Raw genomic sequence first — 18,938 nt, forward strand, 5'->3', positions numbered from 1 at the left:
CTGGGGGCATGCCCGATGTCCGGCTGGCCTCGCCCCAGGGCAGGTGGACCCTGTTCACCACGGTCCTCGGCTCCGGCATGGCGATGCTGGACTCCACCGTCGTCAACGTCGCCCTGCCGCGCATCGGCCACGACCTGGACACCGACCTCGCCGCCCTGCAGTGGACGGTCAACGCGTACATGGTCACGCTGGCCGGCCTGATCCTGCTGGGCGGCTCGCTCGGCGACCGCTACGGCCGCCGCAGGATCTTCCTGCTCGGGGTGGTCTGGTTCGCCGCCGCCTCCCTGCTGTGCGGGCTCGCGGCGAACGCCGTCATGCTGATCGCCGCGCGGGCCCTGCAGGGCGTCGGCGGCGCCCTCCTCACCCCCGGCTCGCTCGCGCTCATCCAGGCCTCGTTCCACCGCGACGACCGCAGCCGGGCGGTCGGCCTGTGGTCCGGCTTCGGCGGGATCGGCGCCGCCGTCGGCCCGTTCCTCGGCGGCTGGCTGGTGGCCGGCCCCGGCTGGCGCTGGGTGTTCCTGCTCAACGTGCCGCTGGCCCTGCTGTGCGTGCCGGTCGCCCTGCGGCACGTACCGGAGTCGGCGGACGAGCGTACCCACGGCCGCTTCGACGTCCTCGGCGCGGCCCTCGGCGCCCTGTCCCTCGCCCTCCTGACGTACGCGCTCATCGAGGCCCGCGCCGGCACCCTGGCGGTGGCCCTGACGGCGGCGGCGGGCCTGGCGTCGGCGCTGGCCTTCGTCCACGTCGAGCGGCACCGCCCCGACCCGATGCTCCCGCCGGACATCTTCGCCTCACGCCAGTTCACCGCCGTCAACCTGGTCACCCTGTGCGTGTACGCGGCCTTCGGCGGCTTCTTCTTCCTCACCGCCCTCCAGCTCCAGGTGGTGGCGGGCTACTCGCCCCTGGCCGCCGGTACGGCCCTCCTCCCCACCACGGCCCTCATGCTGCTGTTCTCCTCCCGCTCCGGCGCCCTCGCCGACCGCACGGGCCCGCGCCTGCCGCTGACGGCCGGGCCGCTGCTGTGCGCGGCGGCGATGCTGCTGATGCTGCGGGTGGGCGCCGGTGCCGACTACCTCACGGACGTCCTGCCCGCGCTGCTGGTGATGGGCGCCGGCATGGTCACGCTGGTGGCGCCCCTGACGGCCACCGTCCTCGCCTCGGTCGACACCGCCCGGGCGGGCCTGGCCAGCGGCATCAACAACGCGGCGGCCCGTGCGGCGGGCCTGGTGGCGGTGGCCGCCCTCCCCCTCCTGGCGGGCATGGGCCCGGAGGCGTACCGGTCGCCCACGGCGTTCGACGCGGCGTTCGACCGGGCGATGCCCCTCTGCGCGGGGACGCTGCTGCTGGGCTCGGCCCTGGCCTTCACCCTGGTCCGCCGCCCACCCCCGGACTGCCGCCGCCCGGAGTGCCGGACCCACGGCAACGTGACGGCTCCGCCGCTGGAGGGCGAGCCCCGCCGTTAGCCGCTGGCGGTGGGCCGTTCGCGCGGTTCCCCACGCCCCCAGGGGGTTGCGGTCGCCCCCGCACCCCACGCCGAGCCGCCCCTCGTACCCGTAGGCCAAACTGAACCCATGACGATTCACGAGAACCTCCTCGGCGGCCCGCCCCCCACCCACCTCCCCGACGACCCGGAGCCCCGGCAGGCGCTGGCGGACGGCACCGCGCCCGCGGATGTCGCCGCCAAGCACCCCACCTCCTCCCTCGCCTGGGCCCAGCTGGCGGACGACGCGTTCGAGCGGGGCGCGGTCGTGGAGTCGTACGCGTACGCCCGTACGGGCTACCACCGCGGCCTGGACGCCCTGCGGCGCAACGGGTGGAAGGGGCACGGCCCGGTCCCGTGGGAGCACGAGCCGAACCGTGGCTTCCTGCGCGCCCTGCACGCCCTCGCCCGCGCCGCGCAGGCGATCGGCGAGCAGGAGGAGTACGAGCGCTGCACGCAGTTCCTGAAGGACTCCTCGCCGACGGCGGCCCAGACCCTGGGCTGACCCGTGGAGGGAGTCACCGGTGTGGCCCGTCTGGCAGCAGGCGGGCCTTGCCGTAGCCGGAGGCATTGCGGAGGATTGCGGGGTGGGGACCGGGGCCCCCGTGCCGGCATCGGCAGGGGCGGACCGCTACCCGGAGTAACAACAGGAGACAGCGATGTCCCAACAGGCTCACCCCCTTCCTGAGGCCGCTGAGCCCGAGACCCCGAATCTCGATTTCGCGGGGACGACGCCGTACGAGGACTACGTCAAGGCGGACGTACTCACCCACCTCCAGCACACCCTCTCCGACGACCCCGGAGAGATGGTCTTCCTGGTGACCACCCAGGTCATGGAGCTGTGGTTCACGGTCATCGTGCACGAGTGGGAGACCGCCGCCAAGGCGCTCCGCTCGGACGACGTGCCCACCGCGATCGCCGCGCTGAAACGTTCCGTGCGGGAACTGGAGGCCCTGAACGCCTCCTGGAAGCCGCTCGGCCAGCTGACCCCGGCGCAGTTCAACGCGTACCGCAGCGCGCTCGGCGAGGGCTCCGGCTTCCAGTCGGCGATGTACCGGCGCCTGGAGTTCCTGCTCGGCGAGAAGTCCGCGTCCATGCTCGTCCCGCACCGCGGCGCCCCGCGCGTCCACGCGGAACTGGAGAAGGCGCTGCACGAGCCGAGCCTGTACGACGAGGTGGTACGGCTCCTCGCGCGCCGCGGCCACGCCGTCCCCGACGCCGTGCTGCACCGGGACGTGTCCCGGCGCTACGAGCCGTCGGACGCCGTGGAGGCCGCCTGGACCGCGGTCTACGCGGGCGACGAGAGCGACGAACTCGCCCGGCTCGGCGAGGCGCTGACCGACGTCGCCGAGCTGGTCTGGCGCTGGCGCAACGACCACCTGGTCGCCACCCGGCGTGCGATGGGCGCCAAGGCCGGCACCGGCGGCTCCGCCGGCGTGGCCTGGCTGGAGAAGCGCGCCCGCAAGAACGTGTTCCCCGAGCTGTGGACGGCGAGGTCCCATGTCTGAGCTGCCCCTGCTCGCGCGGAAGCTGGACGAGTCCGACGAACTGGCGCCCCTGCGCGACCGCTTCGTCCTCGACACCGCGTCCGATGATGCGGCTGACGCCGCGGGCGTGTACCTGGACGGCAACTCCCTGGGCGCCCTCCCCGCGAACGTCCCCGACCGGGTGGCGGACGTCATCCGTCGCCAGTGGGGTGAACTGCGCATCCGCTCCTGGGAGGAGAGCGGCTGGTGGACGGCGCCCGAGCGGATCGGCGACCGGATCGCCCCGCTGGTCGGCGCGGCGCCCGGCCAGATCGTCGTCGGCGACTCCACCAGCGTCAACGTCTTCAAGGCGCTGGTGGCCGCGATCCGCATGGCGGGTGACGGCCGGGACGAACTCCTGGTGGACGCGACGACCTTCCCCACGGACGGTTACATCGCCGAGTCGGCGGCCCGGCTCACCGGCCGCACCCTGCGCCCGGTGACCCCGGCCGAGGTGCCGGCGGCGCTGGGTGACCGCACGGCCGCCGTGCTGCTCAACCACGTCGACTACCGCACCGGCCGGCTGCACGACCTGCCCGCGCTCACCGCCGCGATCCACGCCGCCGGTGCCCTCGCGGTCTGGGACCTGTGCCACAGCGCGGGCGCCCTGCCGGTCGGCCTGGACGAGCACGGCGTGGACCTCGCGGTCGGCTGCACCTACAAGTACCTGAACGGCGGCCCGGGTTCACCGGCGTACCTGTACGTGCGTACGTCGCTGCAGGACCGCTTCGACTCCCCGCTGCCCGGCTGGAACTCGCACGCCGAGCCCTTCGGCATGAGCCCGGCCTACACCCCGGCGGCGGGCGCGGTGCGCGGCCGGGTCGGTACGCCGGACATCCTCTCCCTGCTGGCGCTGGACGCCGCCCTCGACGTCTGGGACGGGGTGTCCCTCACCGCCGTACGCGCCAAGTCCCTGGCGCTGACGGACTTCTTCCTGCGGTGCGTGGCCGAGTACACCGAGCCCGGCCGGGTGGAGTGCGTGACGCCGCAGCGGCACGCGGAGCGGGGCAGCCAGATCGCGCTGCGCTGCGCGGACGCGGGCGAGGTGATGAAGCGCCTGATCGCCCGGGGCGTGGTGGGCGACTTCCGCCACCCCGACGTCCTCCGCTTCGGCTTCACCCCGCTGTACGTGGGCTTCCGGGACGTGGAACGGGCGGCCCGGGTGCTGGGGGAGGAGCTGGCCTAGCACCGGTGGTGCGTGGGCCCCGCGCCGGGCGGCGCGGGGCCCTGGGCATCCCGCCCCAAAGAACCGTTCAACCCTCACCGTGCGTGACATCCCCGTATCCCCGCACGTCACCGGCCTGATACCGTCCCCGCCAACGGCCGATTTCCCACCTGGTCCGCCAAACCCCGTTCTGTAGCTGAGAGGTTGGAGCATGCCGGACGACGCCGCAGCAGCCCGCGCCGCCGCCGAAGAGGAGTCGGCCTTCTCGCACGCCCCGGTCGATCCTGACGTGACCGCCGCATACGGTGACCACCCCGACCAGGTGATCGACTTCTACGCCCCCCGTCCCGGCCCGGACTCCACGTCGCCCGCCCCGCTGGTGGTGGTCCTCCACGGCGGCGCTTGGCGCGCCCGCTACGACCGCCGCCACATCACGCCCTTCGCGGACTACCTGGCCCGCAGGGGCTTCGCGGTGGCGAACGTGGAGTACAGACGGGGTGGCGCCGAGGGTGCCGCGGCGGACGGCACACCGCCGGCCGGCCGCTGGCCCGACACCTTCGACGACGTCGCGGCGGCGCTGGACGCCCTCCCCGCCCTGGTCCGCGAGGCGCTGCCGCAGGCGGATCCCCGCCGTACGGTCCTGACCGGCCACTCGGCGGGCGGCCACCTGGCCCTGTGGGCGGCGGCCCGCCATGTCCTGCCCGCGGACGCCCCCTGGCGCACGGACGGCCCGGCGCCGCTGCGCGGTGTCGTCGCGCTCGCGCCGATCGCGGACTTCGAGGTGGCGGAGAAGCTGGACGTCTGCGAGCACGCGTCGCTGCAACTCCTCGGCGGGCAGGACGGTTTCGCCGAGCGCCGCCCGTACGCGGACCCGGTGCTGCTGCTGCCGACGGGCATCGCCACGACCCTGGTCCAGGGCCGTAGCGACCTGGAGGTGCCGCAGCAGGTGGCCGAGTCGTACGCGGTGGCGGCCGCGAAGGCGGGGGAGATGGTCGGGCTGACGCTGCTGGAGGACGTGGGCCACTTCCCGCTGATCGATCCGGCGGCCGACGCGTGTGCGGTGGTGGCGGAGGAGATCGCCCAACTGGCCTGGTGAGCAGCGGGTTCAGGCCCTTCCGGGGCGGGACCCGGTGATACCCGTAATACCTGAGAGCTACCCGCCGGGACAGCTCCCTGGCGGGACGCGGACGACCGCCCCCGCTCCGTAACTTCCTTCCCAGTCGAGCCCGATGGCCGGGCGAACGGGAAGGAAGCCGACCATGGGGCACGCCCTGCGCACCGACGTCCGCCGCACGTCAGCAGGTTCCGGCAGCGACGATGCCCGGCAGTCGCCGGCGGTGAGCCGGCCCCAGCCGCGCTCCCGGACGACCCGCCTCCGCCGGGGCCTTCTCGCCGCCCTCCTCGCCGCCGCCGTCATCACCCCCCTCGCCGGCGCGGCCCGCCCGCAGATCCCCGCCCCAGCCCCCGCCACCCTCGCCGCCCCCCTCACCCCGTCCACCCTCCCCTCCGTGTACGAGGCGAACCGGGAGAACGCCACCGAGGCGGCCCGCATGGCCGCCGCCCACGGCGACACGCACCGCGCCGCGGCGGACCGCGCCCTCGCCGCCCCGTCGAGCCGTCTCCTCGCCTTCGACGGCCGAGGCACCGGCCAGGCCACAGAGGTCCTCGGCGACCTCACCCACGCCGACCACATCGCCGTACTCGTCCCCGGCTCGGACACCACCCTCGACACCTACGCCCGCTTCCACGGGGCCGCCACGGCTCTGTACAGGGACCTCAGCCACCGCGCCGCCCGGAACACCCGCGTCGCCGTCGTCGCCTGGCTCGGCTACGAGACCCCGGCCACGGTCAGTACCACGGTGACCACGCCCACCCGCGCCGACGAAGCCGCCCCCCGCCTGCGCGCGTTCGTACGCCGGCTGCGCACCCTGGCCCCCGCCGGTACGCACGTCTCCCTGCTCTGCCACTCCTACGGCTCCGTGGTCTGCGGCCGAGCCGCCCCCGGCCTGGACGCGGACGACATGGCCCTCGTCGGCAGCCCCGGCACCGGCGCGGACTCCGTCGCCGCCCTCCACACCCGCGCCCGCGTCTGGGCGGCCCGCGGCGGCGACGACTGGGTGGCGCACGTCCCGCACGTCCGTGCCGGCCTCTTCGGCACCACCGTCGGCTTCGGCACCGACCCCGTCTCCGCCGCCTTCGGCGCCCGGGTCTTCGACGCGGCCGACGCCGACCACAGCGGCTACTTCACCCCGGGCTCGCCCTCCCTCGCCAACCTCGCCCGGATCACCCTCGACCACCCCCGGGAGGTAACCCGTGGCTGAGCCGTCCCCGACCGCCCGCGCCCCGCGCACCCACGCCCCGCGCACCCGCACCCACGCCGCGCACCACGCCCTCCGCGCCCTCCGTCGCGCAGCCCACCGCGTGGACGCCGCCACCCCCGCCTCCCGGGACCGCGCCGTCGACGCCCTGCGCGCCGCGGCGATCCTCGGTGTCGTCCTCGGCCACTGGCTGGTCACCGCCCTGGTCGCGGAGGACGGCGGTCTGCACACGGCGAGCCCGTTGCAGCACATGCCCTGGCTGGCCCCGGTCTCCTGGCTCTTCCAGACCCTGGCCGTGTTCTTCCTCGTCGGCGGTCATGTGGCCACGCGCAGCCTGGGCACGGCCCGGGCCAGGGGCGACTCCTACGGCAGCTGGCTGCGCGCCCGCCTGACCCGGCTGCTCCGCCCGGTCGCCGCGCTCCTCGCCCTGTGGACGGTGGCCGGCACGGCCCTGCTGCTCACCGGCACACCCCTGGCCACCATCCACACCCTGTGCAAACTGGCGCTGTCCCCCCTGTGGTTCCTGCTGGTCCTCGCCGCGCTGACGGCCGTCACCCCGCTCGTCGCCCGCCTCAACCCGCTCTGGCCGCTCGCCGTCGTCCTGCACGTGGACGTCCTCCGCTTCGGCCTGCACCTCGGCCCGTCCTGGCTCGGCTGGACCAACCTGGCCGCCGGCTGGCTGGTCCCCTACACCCTGGGCGCGGCCTGGGCCCGGGGCGAGCTGCACAGCCGGCGCTCGGCGTGGGCCCTCCTCCTCGGCGGTACGGCGGCCACCGCGGTCCTCGTCGGGTGGGCGGGCTACCCGGCGTCCATGGTCGGCGTCCCCGGCAGCGCGGTCTCCAACCTCAACCCCCCGACCCTGGCGGCCGTCACGTTCGGCCTGGCCCAGTGCGGCCTGGCGCTCCTGCTGCGCGACCGGCTGCGCCGTACGACGGCCCGCCCGCTCGCGTGGGCGGCCGTGGCGCTCGTCAACCTCTCGGCGATGACGATATTCCTCTGGCACCAGACGGCCATGATGGCCACCACCGCCACGGGTCTCCTGGCCGGCCGCCTGCCCGGCCTGCACACCTCACCCGACTCACTGACCTGGGTGGCGTACCGCCTGGCCTGGCTCCCCCTGTTCGCCCTGGCGCTGACCCTGTGCCGGGCGGCCTTCCGCCACCACGAGCAGGGTCCGCGCCGTCCCCGCAACCGCCCCTCCAAGGTGGTCCACCGCCACCTCCGGCCGACGAAATCCCCCCATCATGCCTAATGTTGACCTCGTGACGCCCGCGGACCCGAGCCCGACCACCACCCCCACTCCCCACACCGCTCCAGCCGAGGGCAGTCACCTCCCGTCGGACGGCACCGCTCCCCTCCGCCGGCGCCTGCGCGGCTGGCTGGGCGAGGCTCCCACCCGTAACTCGCCGCCCTTCTCCCGGTACCGCTGGGCCCGCCTCGTCACGTATCTCCTCATCGGCTGGACGGCCCTGGCCATCGCCCTCGGCGGCGGCGCCGAGGTCGCCGACTCCTACGGTCTCCGCTTCTCCGTCGGACTGCTCACCACCTCGCTCCAGGCCGCCGCCATCGTCCTGGCCGTCCGGCGTCCCGTCCCGGCCTGGGCCCTGTCCCTGGCCGCCGCCACCGTCACCGCCCTGATCGTCCGCCCGCACCTGGAGTCGGTCCCGGCCCCCGGCCCCAACTGGCCCTGGTCGACACCGGCGCTGCTGGCCCACATGACCGTGCTCCTGCTCCTCGCGCTGCGGGTCCGCCTCGGCGGCACACTCACCGTGCTCGCCGTGACCACGGTCGTCACCTACCTCCTGCGCGCCGGTGTGGCCGTGGGGCACTTCTCCGGCACCGGCACGGTCGCCGTGGCTCTGTTCGGCATCGCCACCGCCATCGGCGGCACCCTGCGCAGCCGCAGCGAGGCCCGTACCGAACTGGTCCAGCAGACGACGATCACCGCCGAGGAACGGGCCCGCCGGACCCTGCTGGAGGAGCGCAGCCGCATCGCCCGTGAACTGCACGACGTGGTCGCCCACCACATGTCGGTGATCTCCATCCAGGCCCAGGTGGCCCCCCATCTCGTGAAGGACCCCTCCGAGGAACTGCTGGAGAACCTGGCCGGCATCCGCGGCAACGCGCTGGAGGCGCTCACCGAGCTGCGCCGGGTGCTCGGCGTACTGCGCTCCGAGAACCCCGAGGACCCCTACGGCCTGGGTGCTCCCGGCACCGGCGCCGCCCCGGACGCCCCCCAGCCCACGCTCGCCCGGCTCGACGGACTGATCGAGAACACGCGCGCGGCCGGGCTGGACGTGACCGCGGAGGTCGTCGGCGAGGTCCGGCCGTACGCTCCGGGCGTGGAGCTGTCGGCGTACCGCATAGTCCAGGAGGCGCTGAGCAACGCCCTGCGGCACGCGCCGGGGTCCCGGGTGCACGTCGAGGTCGGGCACGTCCCGGACGGCCTGCACCTGCGGGTGACCAACTCCCCGCCGCAGCGCCCCGTCCCGCCCTCCCCGGGCGCCGGACACGGGCTGCTCGGCATGCGTGAGCGCGCCGCGATGCTCGGCGGCCATGTCCTCGCGGAGCGCACCTCGGGCGGCGGCTTCAGCGTCACGGCCCACCTCCCCGGGGACGTCCCCACGAACCCGCCCGACCAGTCCCCGACAGGAGAACAGACCCCATGACGAGCGGTACCGGCAGCATCCGGGTACTCATCGCCGACGACCAGCAGATGGTGCGGCAGGGCTTCACCGTGCTGCTCGACATCCAGCCGGACATCGAGGTGATCGGGCAGGCGGTGGACGGCCGGGACGCGATCGCCCGGACCGCCGAACTGTCCCCGGACGTGGTGCTGATGGACATCCGGATGCCGGCGCTGGGCGGCATCGAGGCGACCCGCCGGATCACCGAGGACCACCCGCACGTCAAGGTGCTGGTGCTGACCACGTTCGACCTGGACGAGTACGTGTACGACGCGCTGCGCTCCGGGGCCTCCGGCTTCCTGCTCAAGGACGCCTCCGCGGACAAGCTGGCCGAGGCGGTGCGGGTGGTGGCCGCGGGCGACGCCCTGCTGGCCCCCGGCATCACCCGTCGGCTCATCGCCGAGTTCTCCCGCCTGGACGGCAACGGCCGCGCCCCGCTCAAGCGGCGCGTCGGCGACCTCACCGAGCGGGAGACGGAGGTGCTGGCGCTGATCGCGCAGGGCCTGTCGAACGCGGAGATCGCCGAGCGGCTGGTCGTGGCCGAGCAGACCGTGAAGACCCACGTGGGCCGGATCCTGGTGAAGCTGGGCCTGCGCGACCGCACCCAGGCGGCGGTGTTCGCCTACGAGTCGGGCGTGGTCCGCCCCGGAGGCCGCTGACCCTGCCCTACCCGTAGTACCTGAGAGGGACCCCGCAGGACCCCTCTCCAAGGGGACGACCGTGACCCTGTTCCCGCCTACCGTTTTGACCGTGACCGAGACGACGCACACGCAGACGACCCCGCCGGGCCCGGCCGGCCGGACGCGCAGCCCCGAGTTCCGGCTGGCCGCGGACGCCCTGCGCGGGCTGCGGCAGGACCTGTTCCACCAGGCCTTCGCCTACCGGCCGCTGCCCCGCATGGCGGTGGACGGCCCCCTCACCCGCCACCTCTCCGGCCGGCTGCGGGCCTACGCGGCCTGGACCCCGCACGCCGTGGTGGCGGCCGGCGGACTCGTGGCGCTGGCCGCCGGCATGACGGGCGCCGACGCCGGCGCGCCGGCGCTGCTGTGCGGGCTGCTCGCCCTGGCGCCGGTGCTGCTGACCCTGGTGCGTCCGGTCGGCGCGTTCTGGCTGTCGTTCGCGGCGACGGCGGCCAGCTCGGTCCTCGGCAGCAACTGGGGCAGCTGGCCCTGGCTGCCGGGCAGCCTCGTCTCCCACCTGCTGGTGCTCACGGTGGTGGCGATCCGCACCCGCCCGCGCACGGCGGCCTGGATGTGGCTGCTGACCGCGCTGTACGGCTTCTGGGCCGAGACCGCCTTCGGCTACGGGCACTACGACACCGACACCGCCCCCCTGCTGGTGGTGTCCGCGCTCGCCCTGCTGGTCGTCACGGTCCGGCACATACGCCGGGAGGCCGAGCAGGAGGTGACCGCCCAGCAGACGGTGACCGAGCACGAGCGCTCGCGGCGCACGCTGCTGGAGGAGCGCACCACGATCGCCCGTGAGCTGCACGACGTGGTCGCCCACCACATGTCGGTGGTCGCCATCCAGGCGGAGGCCGCGCCCTACCGCGTGGAGAACCCGCCGCCGGAGCTGGAGAAGGCGTTCGCCACCATCCGGGAGAACGCGGTGGCGGCCCTGACCGAGCTGCGCCGGGTCCTCGGGGTGGTCCGCGCGGAGGACTACGAGGCCCCGGACGCCCCGCAGCCCACCCTCGCCGACCTGGACGGCCTGCTCGCCAATGTGCGCGAGGCCGGCCTGACGGTGGAGAAGGCGGTGACCGGCGCGGTGCGCGAACTGCCGCAGGGGGTGGAGCTGTCGGCGTACCGGATCGTGCAGGAGGCGCTGAGCAACACCCTGCGCCACGCGCCCGGCGCGAGTGCCCGGGTGGAGATCGGCTACGTCCTCGGCGGCCTGGGCGTCCGCATAGTCAACGGCCCGCCCCCGGCGCCGAGTCTGCTGAAGCCGTCTCCCGGCGCCGGACACGGCATCACCGGTATGCGGGAGCGTGTCTCGATGCTGAACGGCGAGATGACGGCGGCCCCCACGGCCGAGGGAGGGTACGAGGTGACGGTGTTCCTGCCGGTGCCGGCGGCGGCTGCTGCGATCGAGGGCGAGGCATGACGATCCGCGTACTGATCGCGGACGACCAGATGATGGTCCGCGAGGGCTTCTCGGTGCTGCTGAACGCGATGCCGGGCATCGAGGTCGTCGGCGAGGCGGTCAACGGCCGGGAGGCGGTGGACCGGGTCCGCGAACTCTCCCCGGACGTCGTCCTGATGGACATCCGCATGCCGGAGCTGAACGGGATCGAGGCGACCCGGGAGATCGTCGCCGCGGACGAGACGGCGAAGGTGCTGGTGCTGACCACGTTCGACCTGGACGAGTACGTGTACCAGGCGCTGCGCGCGGGAGCCTCCGGCTTCCTCCTCAAGGACGCCTCGGCGCGTCAGCTGGCCGACGGCGTGCGGGTGGTGGCGGCGGGCGAGGCCCTCCTCGCCCCCTCGGTCACCCGACGCCTGATCACGGAGTTCTCCCGCCTGGCGGACACCCCCCGCCTGGTGCCGGCGGCCCAGGCGGCCTACGGAGAACTGACGGAACGCGAGACGGAGGTACTGATCCTGATCGCCCAGGGCCTGTCGAACGCCGAGATAGCCGGCCGCCTGGTGGTGGCGGAGTCGACGATCAAAACCCACGTGAGCCGCATCCTGGTCAAACTGGGCCTGCGCGACCGCACCCAGGCAGCGGTGTTCGCCTACGAGGCCCGCCTGGTGACGCCGGGCTGACCGGTCATCAGCTCTTGCACGGCCGTACCTGTTGCCGGAGGACCGCAACGGCAACGGCGTGCGGTTCGTCCGCGACGACGACGGCCTGCCCACGGCGTTCGTCCACGAGGGCGGTTACCGGGTGCGCGTCACCCGTCACCCGGATCTCACCCGGGTCACGGCACTTGACCTGGAGACCCCCGAGGGCCCGGTCCGGGTCGCCTCGTTCTCCTACGACGAGCACCACGACCTTGTGGGCGTGTCGGGTTCCCGGGGCGTGCCCCTGCGGTTCACCTACGACGACGAGCACCGCGTCACCTCCTGGACCGACCGCAACGGCAACACCTACGGCTATGTGTACGACGCGGCCGGCCGGGTCGTGGAGACGATCGGCCCCGACGGCGCGCTCTCCTCGCGCTTCGCCTACGACACCGCCGCCCGCGAGACCCGCTTCACCGACTCCACCGGCGCGGTCACCGTCACCCGCTTCAACCAGCTCCGCCAGACGATCAGCGAGACCGACCCGCTCGGCAACACCGTGCACTTCGAGTGGGATCGTTACGACAACCTGCTGTCCCGCACCGACGAGCTGGGGCACACCTCCCGGTTCACGTACGACGACGCCGGCAACCTCCTCACCGTCCACTACCCGGACGGGCGCCGGGCCTCGACCACGTACAACGCGCTGCACCTGCCGGAGACGACGACCGGCCCGGACGGCACCGTGTGGCGCAACGTCTTCGACGAGCGGGGCAACCGCACCGCGGTCGTCGCGCCGGACGGCACCGCGACCACGTTCACCCACGACGCGACGGGCGCCGTAGCGACGGTCACGTTCGCGACCGGCGAGACGGAGACCCGTACCCACGACGAGGCAGGCCTGACCCTCTCGGTCACCGACCCGCGGGGTGCCACCTACACGGTGCGCCGGGACGCCTTCGGCCGGCCGTACGAGTCGGTCGACCCGGCGGGTTCCGTGACCCGCCTGGAATGGACGGCGGACGGCTGGCTGACCCGGCGCACCGCACCGGACGGGGCCACGGAGTCGTGGACGTACGACGAAGAGGGCAACTGCCTCACCCACACCGACCCGCTCGGCGGTGTGACCCGCTTCGAGTACACATGGTTCGACCTGCTCGCCGCCCGCACGGGCAAGGACGGGGCGCGGTACGAGTTCACGTACGACACCGAGCTGCGGATCAGCACGGTCGGCAACCCGCAGGGGAAGACGTGGACGTACCGGTACGGCCCGTCGGGGCTGACCGAGTCCGAGACCGACTTCGACGGACGCGTCACCCGCTACGAGTACGACGCCGCTGGCCGCCTCGTCGCCCGGACGACGCCGCTCGGCCGGCGTATCGCCTTCACCTTTGACGCGGTGGGCAATGTGCTGGCCAAGGACGCCGACGGCGTGGTCACCCGCTACACCTACGACGACGCCGACCGACTGGTCTCCGCCGTCTCCCCGACCTCCTCGCTCACCCTGGAACGCGACGCCCTGGGCCGCCTGCTGGCGGAGACCGTCGACGGGCGCAGCATGCGGTTCGACTACGACCGGCACGGCGAACTGGTCTCCCGCACGACCCCGACCGGGGCCACGACGTCGTACGCGTACGACAGCGCGGGCAACCGGGTCCGCGTGGACCTCGCCGGGCACACGCTCGGCTTCACCCACGACCCGCTGGGCCGCGAGACCCGGCGCACGGTCGGCTCCGGGCCGGCGCCCGTGACGCTCACCTCCCAGTGGGACGTGATGGGCCGCCTCGCCGCCCGGTCGCTGACCACGCCCCGCGGCACGCTCCGGGACCGCTCCTACGGCTACCGGGCCGACGGTTTCCTGACGGAGATCACGGACGGGCAGGGCGGGCCGGCCTGGCACATCGACCTCGACCCGGTGGGGCGCCCGCTCGGCGTCACCGTCGGCGACTGGTCGGAGCGCTACGCCTATGACGCCGTGGGGAACCAGACGGACGCCCACTGGCCCGACCGGGCACGGCATCCCGAGAGCCGCGGCGCGCGGACCTATGACGGGACCCGGCTGCTCGGCGGGGACGGCGTGCGTTACGAGTACGACGCCGCGGGGCGCGTCGTGCTGCGCCGGAAGCGGCGCCTGTCCCGCAAGCCCGACACCTGGCGCTACACCTGGGACGCGGAGGACCGCCTGGTCTCCTGCTCCACTCCCGACGGCACCGTGTGGCGTTACACCTACGACGCGCTGGGCCGCCGCACCGCCAAGCACCGCATGCGCTCCGACGGGCAGGGCATCGCGGCCACGGTCCGCTTCGCCTGGGACGGAACGCAACTGGCCGAGGAGACCGACACGGCCACCGGCGTGACCCTGACCTGGGAGTACGAGGGGTCGCAGCCGATGGCCCAGTTGGAGCGCCGGCTTCCGGACGACGCCGGTCAGAGCGAGGTGGACAGCCGGTTCTTCGCCATCGTCACCGACGTCATCGGCACCCCGACCGAACTCGTGGACGAGCAGGGCGACGTCGCCTGGTACAAGCGCTCCACGGTCTGGGGCATCACGGCCCGCAACCGCGACGCGCGGGCCCACACGCCGCTGCGCTTCCCCGGCCAGTACGCCGACCCGGAGACGGGCCTGCACTACAACCTGAACCGGCATTACGACCCCGAGACGGCCCGCTATGTCTCGGCGGACCCGTTGGGCCTCGTACCCGCCCCGAACCCGGCCGCGTACGTCGTCAACCCCTACACGTGGATGGACCCGGAGGGTCTGGTCGCCAAGGGGTGCACGCAGGACGGCGGATGGTACGGCGGACTGCTTCCCTCGAACCGGATGGCGAACGGCCAGAAGTACCCGCAGAAGATGGAGGTCAATCACATCCCGGCCAAGTCCGCGTACAAAGACGTCATCGAGCCTGGCTTCTACATAGCCAACAAGCCCCACAAGAAGCAGAAGGTCAACAATGGACCGGCCATCCGTATGGAGCAGGCCGACCACGAGCAGCTCTACAGCACGGGTTACCACCTACAGGCCCAGGCCTGGCAGCAGTATCAGCGTGAGCTGATCAACCAGGGCCGCATCACCGAAGCCATGCGGATGGACATCGACGACATCAAGCGGCGGTTCCCCGGTAAGTACGATCGGCACATCGAGGAGATGGTGGCCAGCCTGAAGCACAACAAGCCCCTTCAGGACATGCTCAAGAAGCGAGGCTGGACCATCGACGAGAGCGCCCTGCTGGCGTAAGGATCCGGGGTGCGTGATCGAGGGAGTGAACATGGAACTGGAACTGGTGCCGCACGTCGGCGTCGGGCGTTTCCGGCTCGGCATGTCGGTCGATGAGGCGCGCGCCGCAGTGGAGGAGTGGGGTCTTTTCCGGACCGTCGCCGGCGACGAGGAGCCGGGCCAGATCGTCCTCACGCACGACGACTCCCAGATGGACATCGTGCTCGGCTTCAGCAAAGGCACCCTGAGCGGAGTGGAGCTGATCCGTTTCCGGAAGGAGGACGCCGACGTCCGGGTGCTGCTCGACGGGCTCGATGTCTTCCGCACCCCGAGTGAGGACCTCTTCGAACAACTGGCGGCACGGGGCCACACCATCGAGGAGAACGACCTTGGCTTCGACGCCCTGCGCGAGCTGAAGGTGATCCTCGCGAACCAGAGCAGCCACGATTACCCGGTGGACGAGGAGGGCGACCCCCTGTACTACGACTATGTCCTCGTCGCGCAGCAGATCTGAGCGCACATGAACGTCGAGATCCGTCCGCACGCCGGCGTCGGGCCGTTCCGGTTCGGTATGCCGTTCGACGAGGCCATGGAGATCGCCCCGACGCTGGGTCGTGTCAGCCACCGGCCGGGAGCCGAGCGGCCCCCGGGCAAGTACGTCGTGAACTTCGACGACTCCGCGTTCCAGTACGTCCTGTCCTTCCCCGAAGGCGGCACGCTCACCGGCATCGAGCTGTGGCGTTTCCGTGAGGAGGCAGCGGACATCACTGTCACGTTCGACAAGCTGGACGTGTTCCGCACGCCCAGCGAGGAGCTGGTCGAGCAGTTGGAGGAGCGTGGCCACACCGTCTTGTACGACGGCGACCCGGGCATCCACGCCCTGCCCGAGCTGAGGGTGTCCTTCGCCAACAACAGCTCGTTCGAGTACCCCGTGGACGAGGAGGGCGACCCCCTGTACTACGACTACGTCCTGGTCAGTGCCGAGCCCGTCGTCTGAGGCGTGGTGGTCTGAACCGTGCGGGCAGGTCCCCCTGGTCAGGCGTCGTTCGGCGCGCTAGCGTCCCCGCATGGCAGGCTCCAGCGACCTCGCGTTCGATCCCTGGGACCCGGCGTTCGTCGCCGACCCGTATCCGGCCTACGCGGAGCTGCGGGCCCGTGGTCGGGTGGTCCGGTACGAGCCGACCGACCAGTGGCTGGTCCCGCACCACGCGGACGTCTCGGCGCTGCTCCGGGACCGCCGGCTGGGGCGGACGTACCGGCACCGCTTCTCGCACGAGGAGTTCGGCCGTACCCCGCCCGCGCCGGAGCACGAGCCGTTCCACACCCTCAACGACCACGGGATGCTCGACCTGGAGCCGCCGGACCACACCCGGATCCGGCGCCTGGTGTCGAAGGCGTTCACCCCGCGCACGGTGGAGCGGCTGAAGCCGTACGTCGAGGGGCTGGCGGACGAGCTGGTGGCCGGCCTCGTCCGCGACGGCGGCGGTGATCTGCTGACCGACGTGGCGGAGCCGCTGCCGGTGGCGGTGATCGCCGAGATGCTGGGCATTCCGGAGGCCGACCGGGGGCAGCTCCGCCCCTGGTCGGCGGACATCTGCGGGATGTACGAGCTGAACCCGTCGGAGGAGACGGCCGCGAGGGCGGTGCGGGCCTCGGTGGAGTTCTCCGAGTACCTGCGGGAGCTGATCGCGGCCCGCCGTAAGGAGCCCGGCGAGGATCTGGTCTCGGGGCTGATCGCCGCCCATGACGAAGGGGACCGTCTCACCGAGCAGGAGATGATCTCCACGGCGGTGCTGCTGCTCAACGCCGGTCACGAGGCGACCGTCAACGCCACCGTGAACGGCTGGTGGGCCCTGTTCCGCAACCCGGGCCAGCTGGCGGCCCTGCGCGCCGACCACTCCCTGATCCCCTCCGCGATCGAGGAGCTGATGCGCTACGACACCCCGCTCCAGCTCTTCGAACGCTGGGTGCTGGACGACATCGAGATCGACGGCACGACGATCCCGAGGGGTTCGGAGATCGCCATGCTCTTCGGCTCCGCCAACCACGACCCGGCGGTCTTCACGGACCCCGGCCGCCTGGACCTCGCCCGCGGGGACAATCCGCACATCTCCTTCAGCGCGGGCATCCACTACTGCATCGGCGCCCCCCTGGCCCGTATCGAGCTGGCGGCCTCCATGGCGGCCCTCCTCCGGCGGGCCCCGGCCCTGACCCTGGCGGCGGAACCGGAGCGGAAGCCGAACTTCGTGATCCGGGGACTGAAGGGCCTGCGCGTGGAGGCGGGCTGACCAGGCGGCCCGGGCGTCACCGCTCCTTCGTCTCCTCCAGCACCGTCCGCCCCAGCAGCGCGTACCGCTCGGGCGAGCGGCGCTTGAGGTACTGCGCGTAGCCGAGGCCGGTCGCCGCGACCAGGGCCACCAGCCACGGGGTCGCCTTCAGCACCAGTGAGCCGGATTCCGGCCCGGCCGCCACGCCCATGTTGGAGACCAGCAGCACGACGACGGCGAGCATCGCGACGCCCCCGACGAGCGGCGCGGTGAAGGTGCGGAACCAGTGCCGGCTCTCGGGGTGGTGGGAGCGGAAGTACACCAGCACCGCGAAGGAGCACACGGCCTGGACGACGAGGATCGCCATGGTGCCGAGGATGGCGAGCAGGACGTACGTACCGGTGTAGGGGTCCTTGCCCGCGGCCCAGAAGGCGCCGATCAGCACCGCGCTGACGGCGGTCTGCACCAGGCCGGCGATGTGCGGGGAGCCGTGCCGGGCGTGGGTCCGCCCGACGGTGTCCCGCAGCGAGGGCAGGACGCCCTCCCGGCCCAGGGCGTACAGATAGCGGGCGGCGCAGTTGTGGAAGGCCATGCCGCAGGCGAGCGAGCCGGTGATCATCAGCCACTGCATGACGTCGACCGCCCAGTGGCCGACGTAGCGCTCGGTGGGGTTGAAGAACATCGCGAGCGGGTTGGCGGAGGACGCGGCCCGCACGGCCTCCGCCTCACCGTTGCCGGTGATGGCCATCCAGGAGACGAGGACGTAGAAGACGCCGACGCCGAGCACGCTGATCATCGTGGCCTTGGGAATGATCTTCTTCGGGTCGCGGGACTCCTCGCCGTACATCGCCGTCGACTCGAAGCCGACCCAGGACCAGAAGGCGAAGAAGAGGCCGAGGCCGGCCGAGGTCCCCTTGAAGGCGTTGACGGGGTCGACCGGCGCGAAGGTGAAGCCGTGCGGTCCGCCCCCGTGCAGGGCCACGGACACCGCCATGGCCGCGAGCACGGTCACCTCGGTGGCCAGCAGTGCCACCAGCAGTTTCTCGGCGACGCTGATCCCGAACCAGGTGCCGGTGGCGTTGACGGCGAGCATCAGGACGGCGAAGGCCCACCAGGGCACGTGCAGCCCCGTCTGGTCCTTGAGCGTCGTCGTGGCGAAGGTGGAGAAGATCCCGATCAGCGCGGGTTCGAAGACGACGTACGCGAAGGTGGCCAGCAGCCCGGAGGCGAGTCCGACGGTCCGGCCGAGCCCGTAGGAGATGAAGCCGTAGAAGGCGCCGGTGGACGTGATGTGCTTCGCCATCGAGGTGAAACCGACGGAAAAGATTGCCAGGACGACCATTGCCACGAGGTAGCTCGCGGGCGCTCCGACGCCGTTGCCCGACGCCACCATGAAGGGCACGTTGCCGGTCATCGCGGTGATCGGCGCGGCGGTGGCGACGGCCATGAACACCACCCCGAGCAACCCCACGGCGTTGGGCTTCAGCCGGTGAACGGGCCCGCCGTCCTCCGCGCCCGTCGTCGGCGCGACACCCTCGTCCACAGCCATCGGGTGGCC

16 protein-coding genes are annotated in these 18,938 nt (G+C 72.8%); 15 read left to right on the top strand and 1 reads right to left on the bottom strand.

What is annotated here, in order from left to right; all coding sequences use genetic code 11:
* Positions 1–8: 8 nt before the first annotated feature.
* The 15 genes from ACZ4U1_RS09100 to ACZ4U1_RS09170 all read left to right on the top strand — a co-directional run bounded on the left by ACZ4U1_RS09100 (position 9) and on the right by ACZ4U1_RS09170 (position 17,401).
* Positions 9–1,463: an MFS transporter gene (locus tag ACZ4U1_RS09100; RefSeq protein ID WP_467901505.1), complete on the top strand. Its 1,455-nt coding sequence runs from the start codon at positions 9–11 to the stop codon at positions 1,461–1,463.
* A 108-nt stretch (positions 1,464–1,571) separates the two neighbouring features.
* On the top strand, positions 1,572–1,985 hold the full coding sequence (locus ACZ4U1_RS09105) for a DUF3151 domain-containing protein (RefSeq protein ID WP_467901506.1): 414 nt from the start codon (positions 1,572–1,574) through the stop codon (positions 1,983–1,985).
* A gap of 154 nt (positions 1,986–2,139) precedes the next feature.
* Complete coding sequence (locus ACZ4U1_RS09110) at positions 2,140–2,988, top strand: tryptophan 2,3-dioxygenase family protein (RefSeq protein ID WP_467901507.1); 849 nt, start codon at positions 2,140–2,142, stop codon at positions 2,986–2,988.
* A complete protein-coding gene (kynU, locus tag ACZ4U1_RS09115) occupies positions 2,981–4,192 on the top strand; it encodes a kynureninase (RefSeq protein ID WP_467901509.1) in 1,212 nt (403 codons plus the stop codon). Before ACZ4U1_RS09110 ends, kynU begins: the two co-directional genes overlap by 8 nt.
* A gap of 190 nt (positions 4,193–4,382) precedes the next feature.
* Positions 4,383–5,267 carry an alpha/beta hydrolase gene (locus ACZ4U1_RS09120; RefSeq protein WP_467901510.1) on the top strand — a complete coding sequence of 295 codons (885 nt, stop codon included), beginning with the start codon at positions 4,383–4,385 and terminating at the stop codon, positions 5,265–5,267.
* Positions 5,268–5,430: 163 nt separating this feature from the next.
* Complete coding sequence (locus tag ACZ4U1_RS09125; RefSeq protein WP_467901512.1) at positions 5,431–6,492, top strand: alpha/beta hydrolase; 1,062 nt, start codon at positions 5,431–5,433, stop codon at positions 6,490–6,492.
* Positions 6,485–7,741 (top strand): acyltransferase family protein, encoded by a 1,257-nt coding sequence (locus ACZ4U1_RS09130; protein WP_467901513.1) that lies wholly within the window; start codon positions 6,485–6,487, stop codon positions 7,739–7,741. The genes ACZ4U1_RS09125 and ACZ4U1_RS09130 overlap by 8 nt, the downstream gene beginning before the upstream one ends.
* 10 nt (positions 7,742–7,751) lie before the next feature.
* Entirely contained in the window at positions 7,752–9,158 is a 1,407-nt protein-coding gene (locus ACZ4U1_RS09135) for a sensor histidine kinase (protein ID WP_467901515.1), read from the top strand.
* A complete protein-coding gene (locus tag ACZ4U1_RS09140; protein WP_467901516.1) occupies positions 9,155–9,835 on the top strand; it encodes a response regulator in 681 nt (226 codons plus the stop codon). The genes ACZ4U1_RS09135 and ACZ4U1_RS09140 overlap by 4 nt, the downstream gene beginning before the upstream one ends.
* Before the next feature lie 91 nt (positions 9,836–9,926).
* Positions 9,927–11,279, top strand: coding sequence for a sensor histidine kinase (locus ACZ4U1_RS09145; RefSeq protein WP_467901518.1), 1,353 nt, complete (start codon positions 9,927–9,929; stop codon positions 11,277–11,279).
* Entirely contained in the window at positions 11,276–11,941 is a 666-nt protein-coding gene (locus ACZ4U1_RS09150; RefSeq protein WP_467901520.1) for a response regulator, read from the top strand. Before ACZ4U1_RS09145 ends, ACZ4U1_RS09150 begins: the two co-directional genes overlap by 4 nt.
* A 31-nt stretch (positions 11,942–11,972) precedes the next feature.
* Entirely contained in the window at positions 11,973–15,134 is a 3,162-nt protein-coding gene (locus ACZ4U1_RS09155; RefSeq protein ID WP_467901521.1) for an RHS repeat-associated core domain-containing protein, read from the top strand.
* 13 nt (positions 15,135–15,147) lie between these two features.
* A complete protein-coding gene (locus tag ACZ4U1_RS09160) occupies positions 15,148–15,627 on the top strand; it encodes a hypothetical protein (protein ID WP_467901522.1) in 480 nt (159 codons plus the stop codon).
* Positions 15,628–15,633: 6 nt separating this feature from the next.
* Positions 15,634–16,110 carry a hypothetical protein gene (locus tag ACZ4U1_RS09165; RefSeq protein WP_467901523.1) on the top strand — a complete coding sequence of 159 codons (477 nt, stop codon included), beginning with the start codon at positions 15,634–15,636 and terminating at the stop codon, positions 16,108–16,110.
* Between the two features lie 70 nt (positions 16,111–16,180).
* Entirely contained in the window at positions 16,181–17,401 is a 1,221-nt protein-coding gene (locus tag ACZ4U1_RS09170) for a cytochrome P450 (RefSeq protein ID WP_467901524.1), read from the top strand.
* 16 nt (positions 17,402–17,417) lie between these two features.
* Here the strand turns inward: ACZ4U1_RS09170 and ACZ4U1_RS09175 are convergent, their stop codons facing one another.
* Positions 17,418–18,929 carry an APC family permease gene (locus ACZ4U1_RS09175; RefSeq protein WP_467901525.1) on the bottom strand — a complete coding sequence of 504 codons (1,512 nt, stop codon included), beginning with the start codon at positions 18,927–18,929 and terminating at the stop codon, positions 17,418–17,420.
* Positions 18,930–18,938 lie beyond the last annotated feature (9 nt).

Source organism: Streptomyces sp. NPDC028928 (assembly GCF_055564915.1).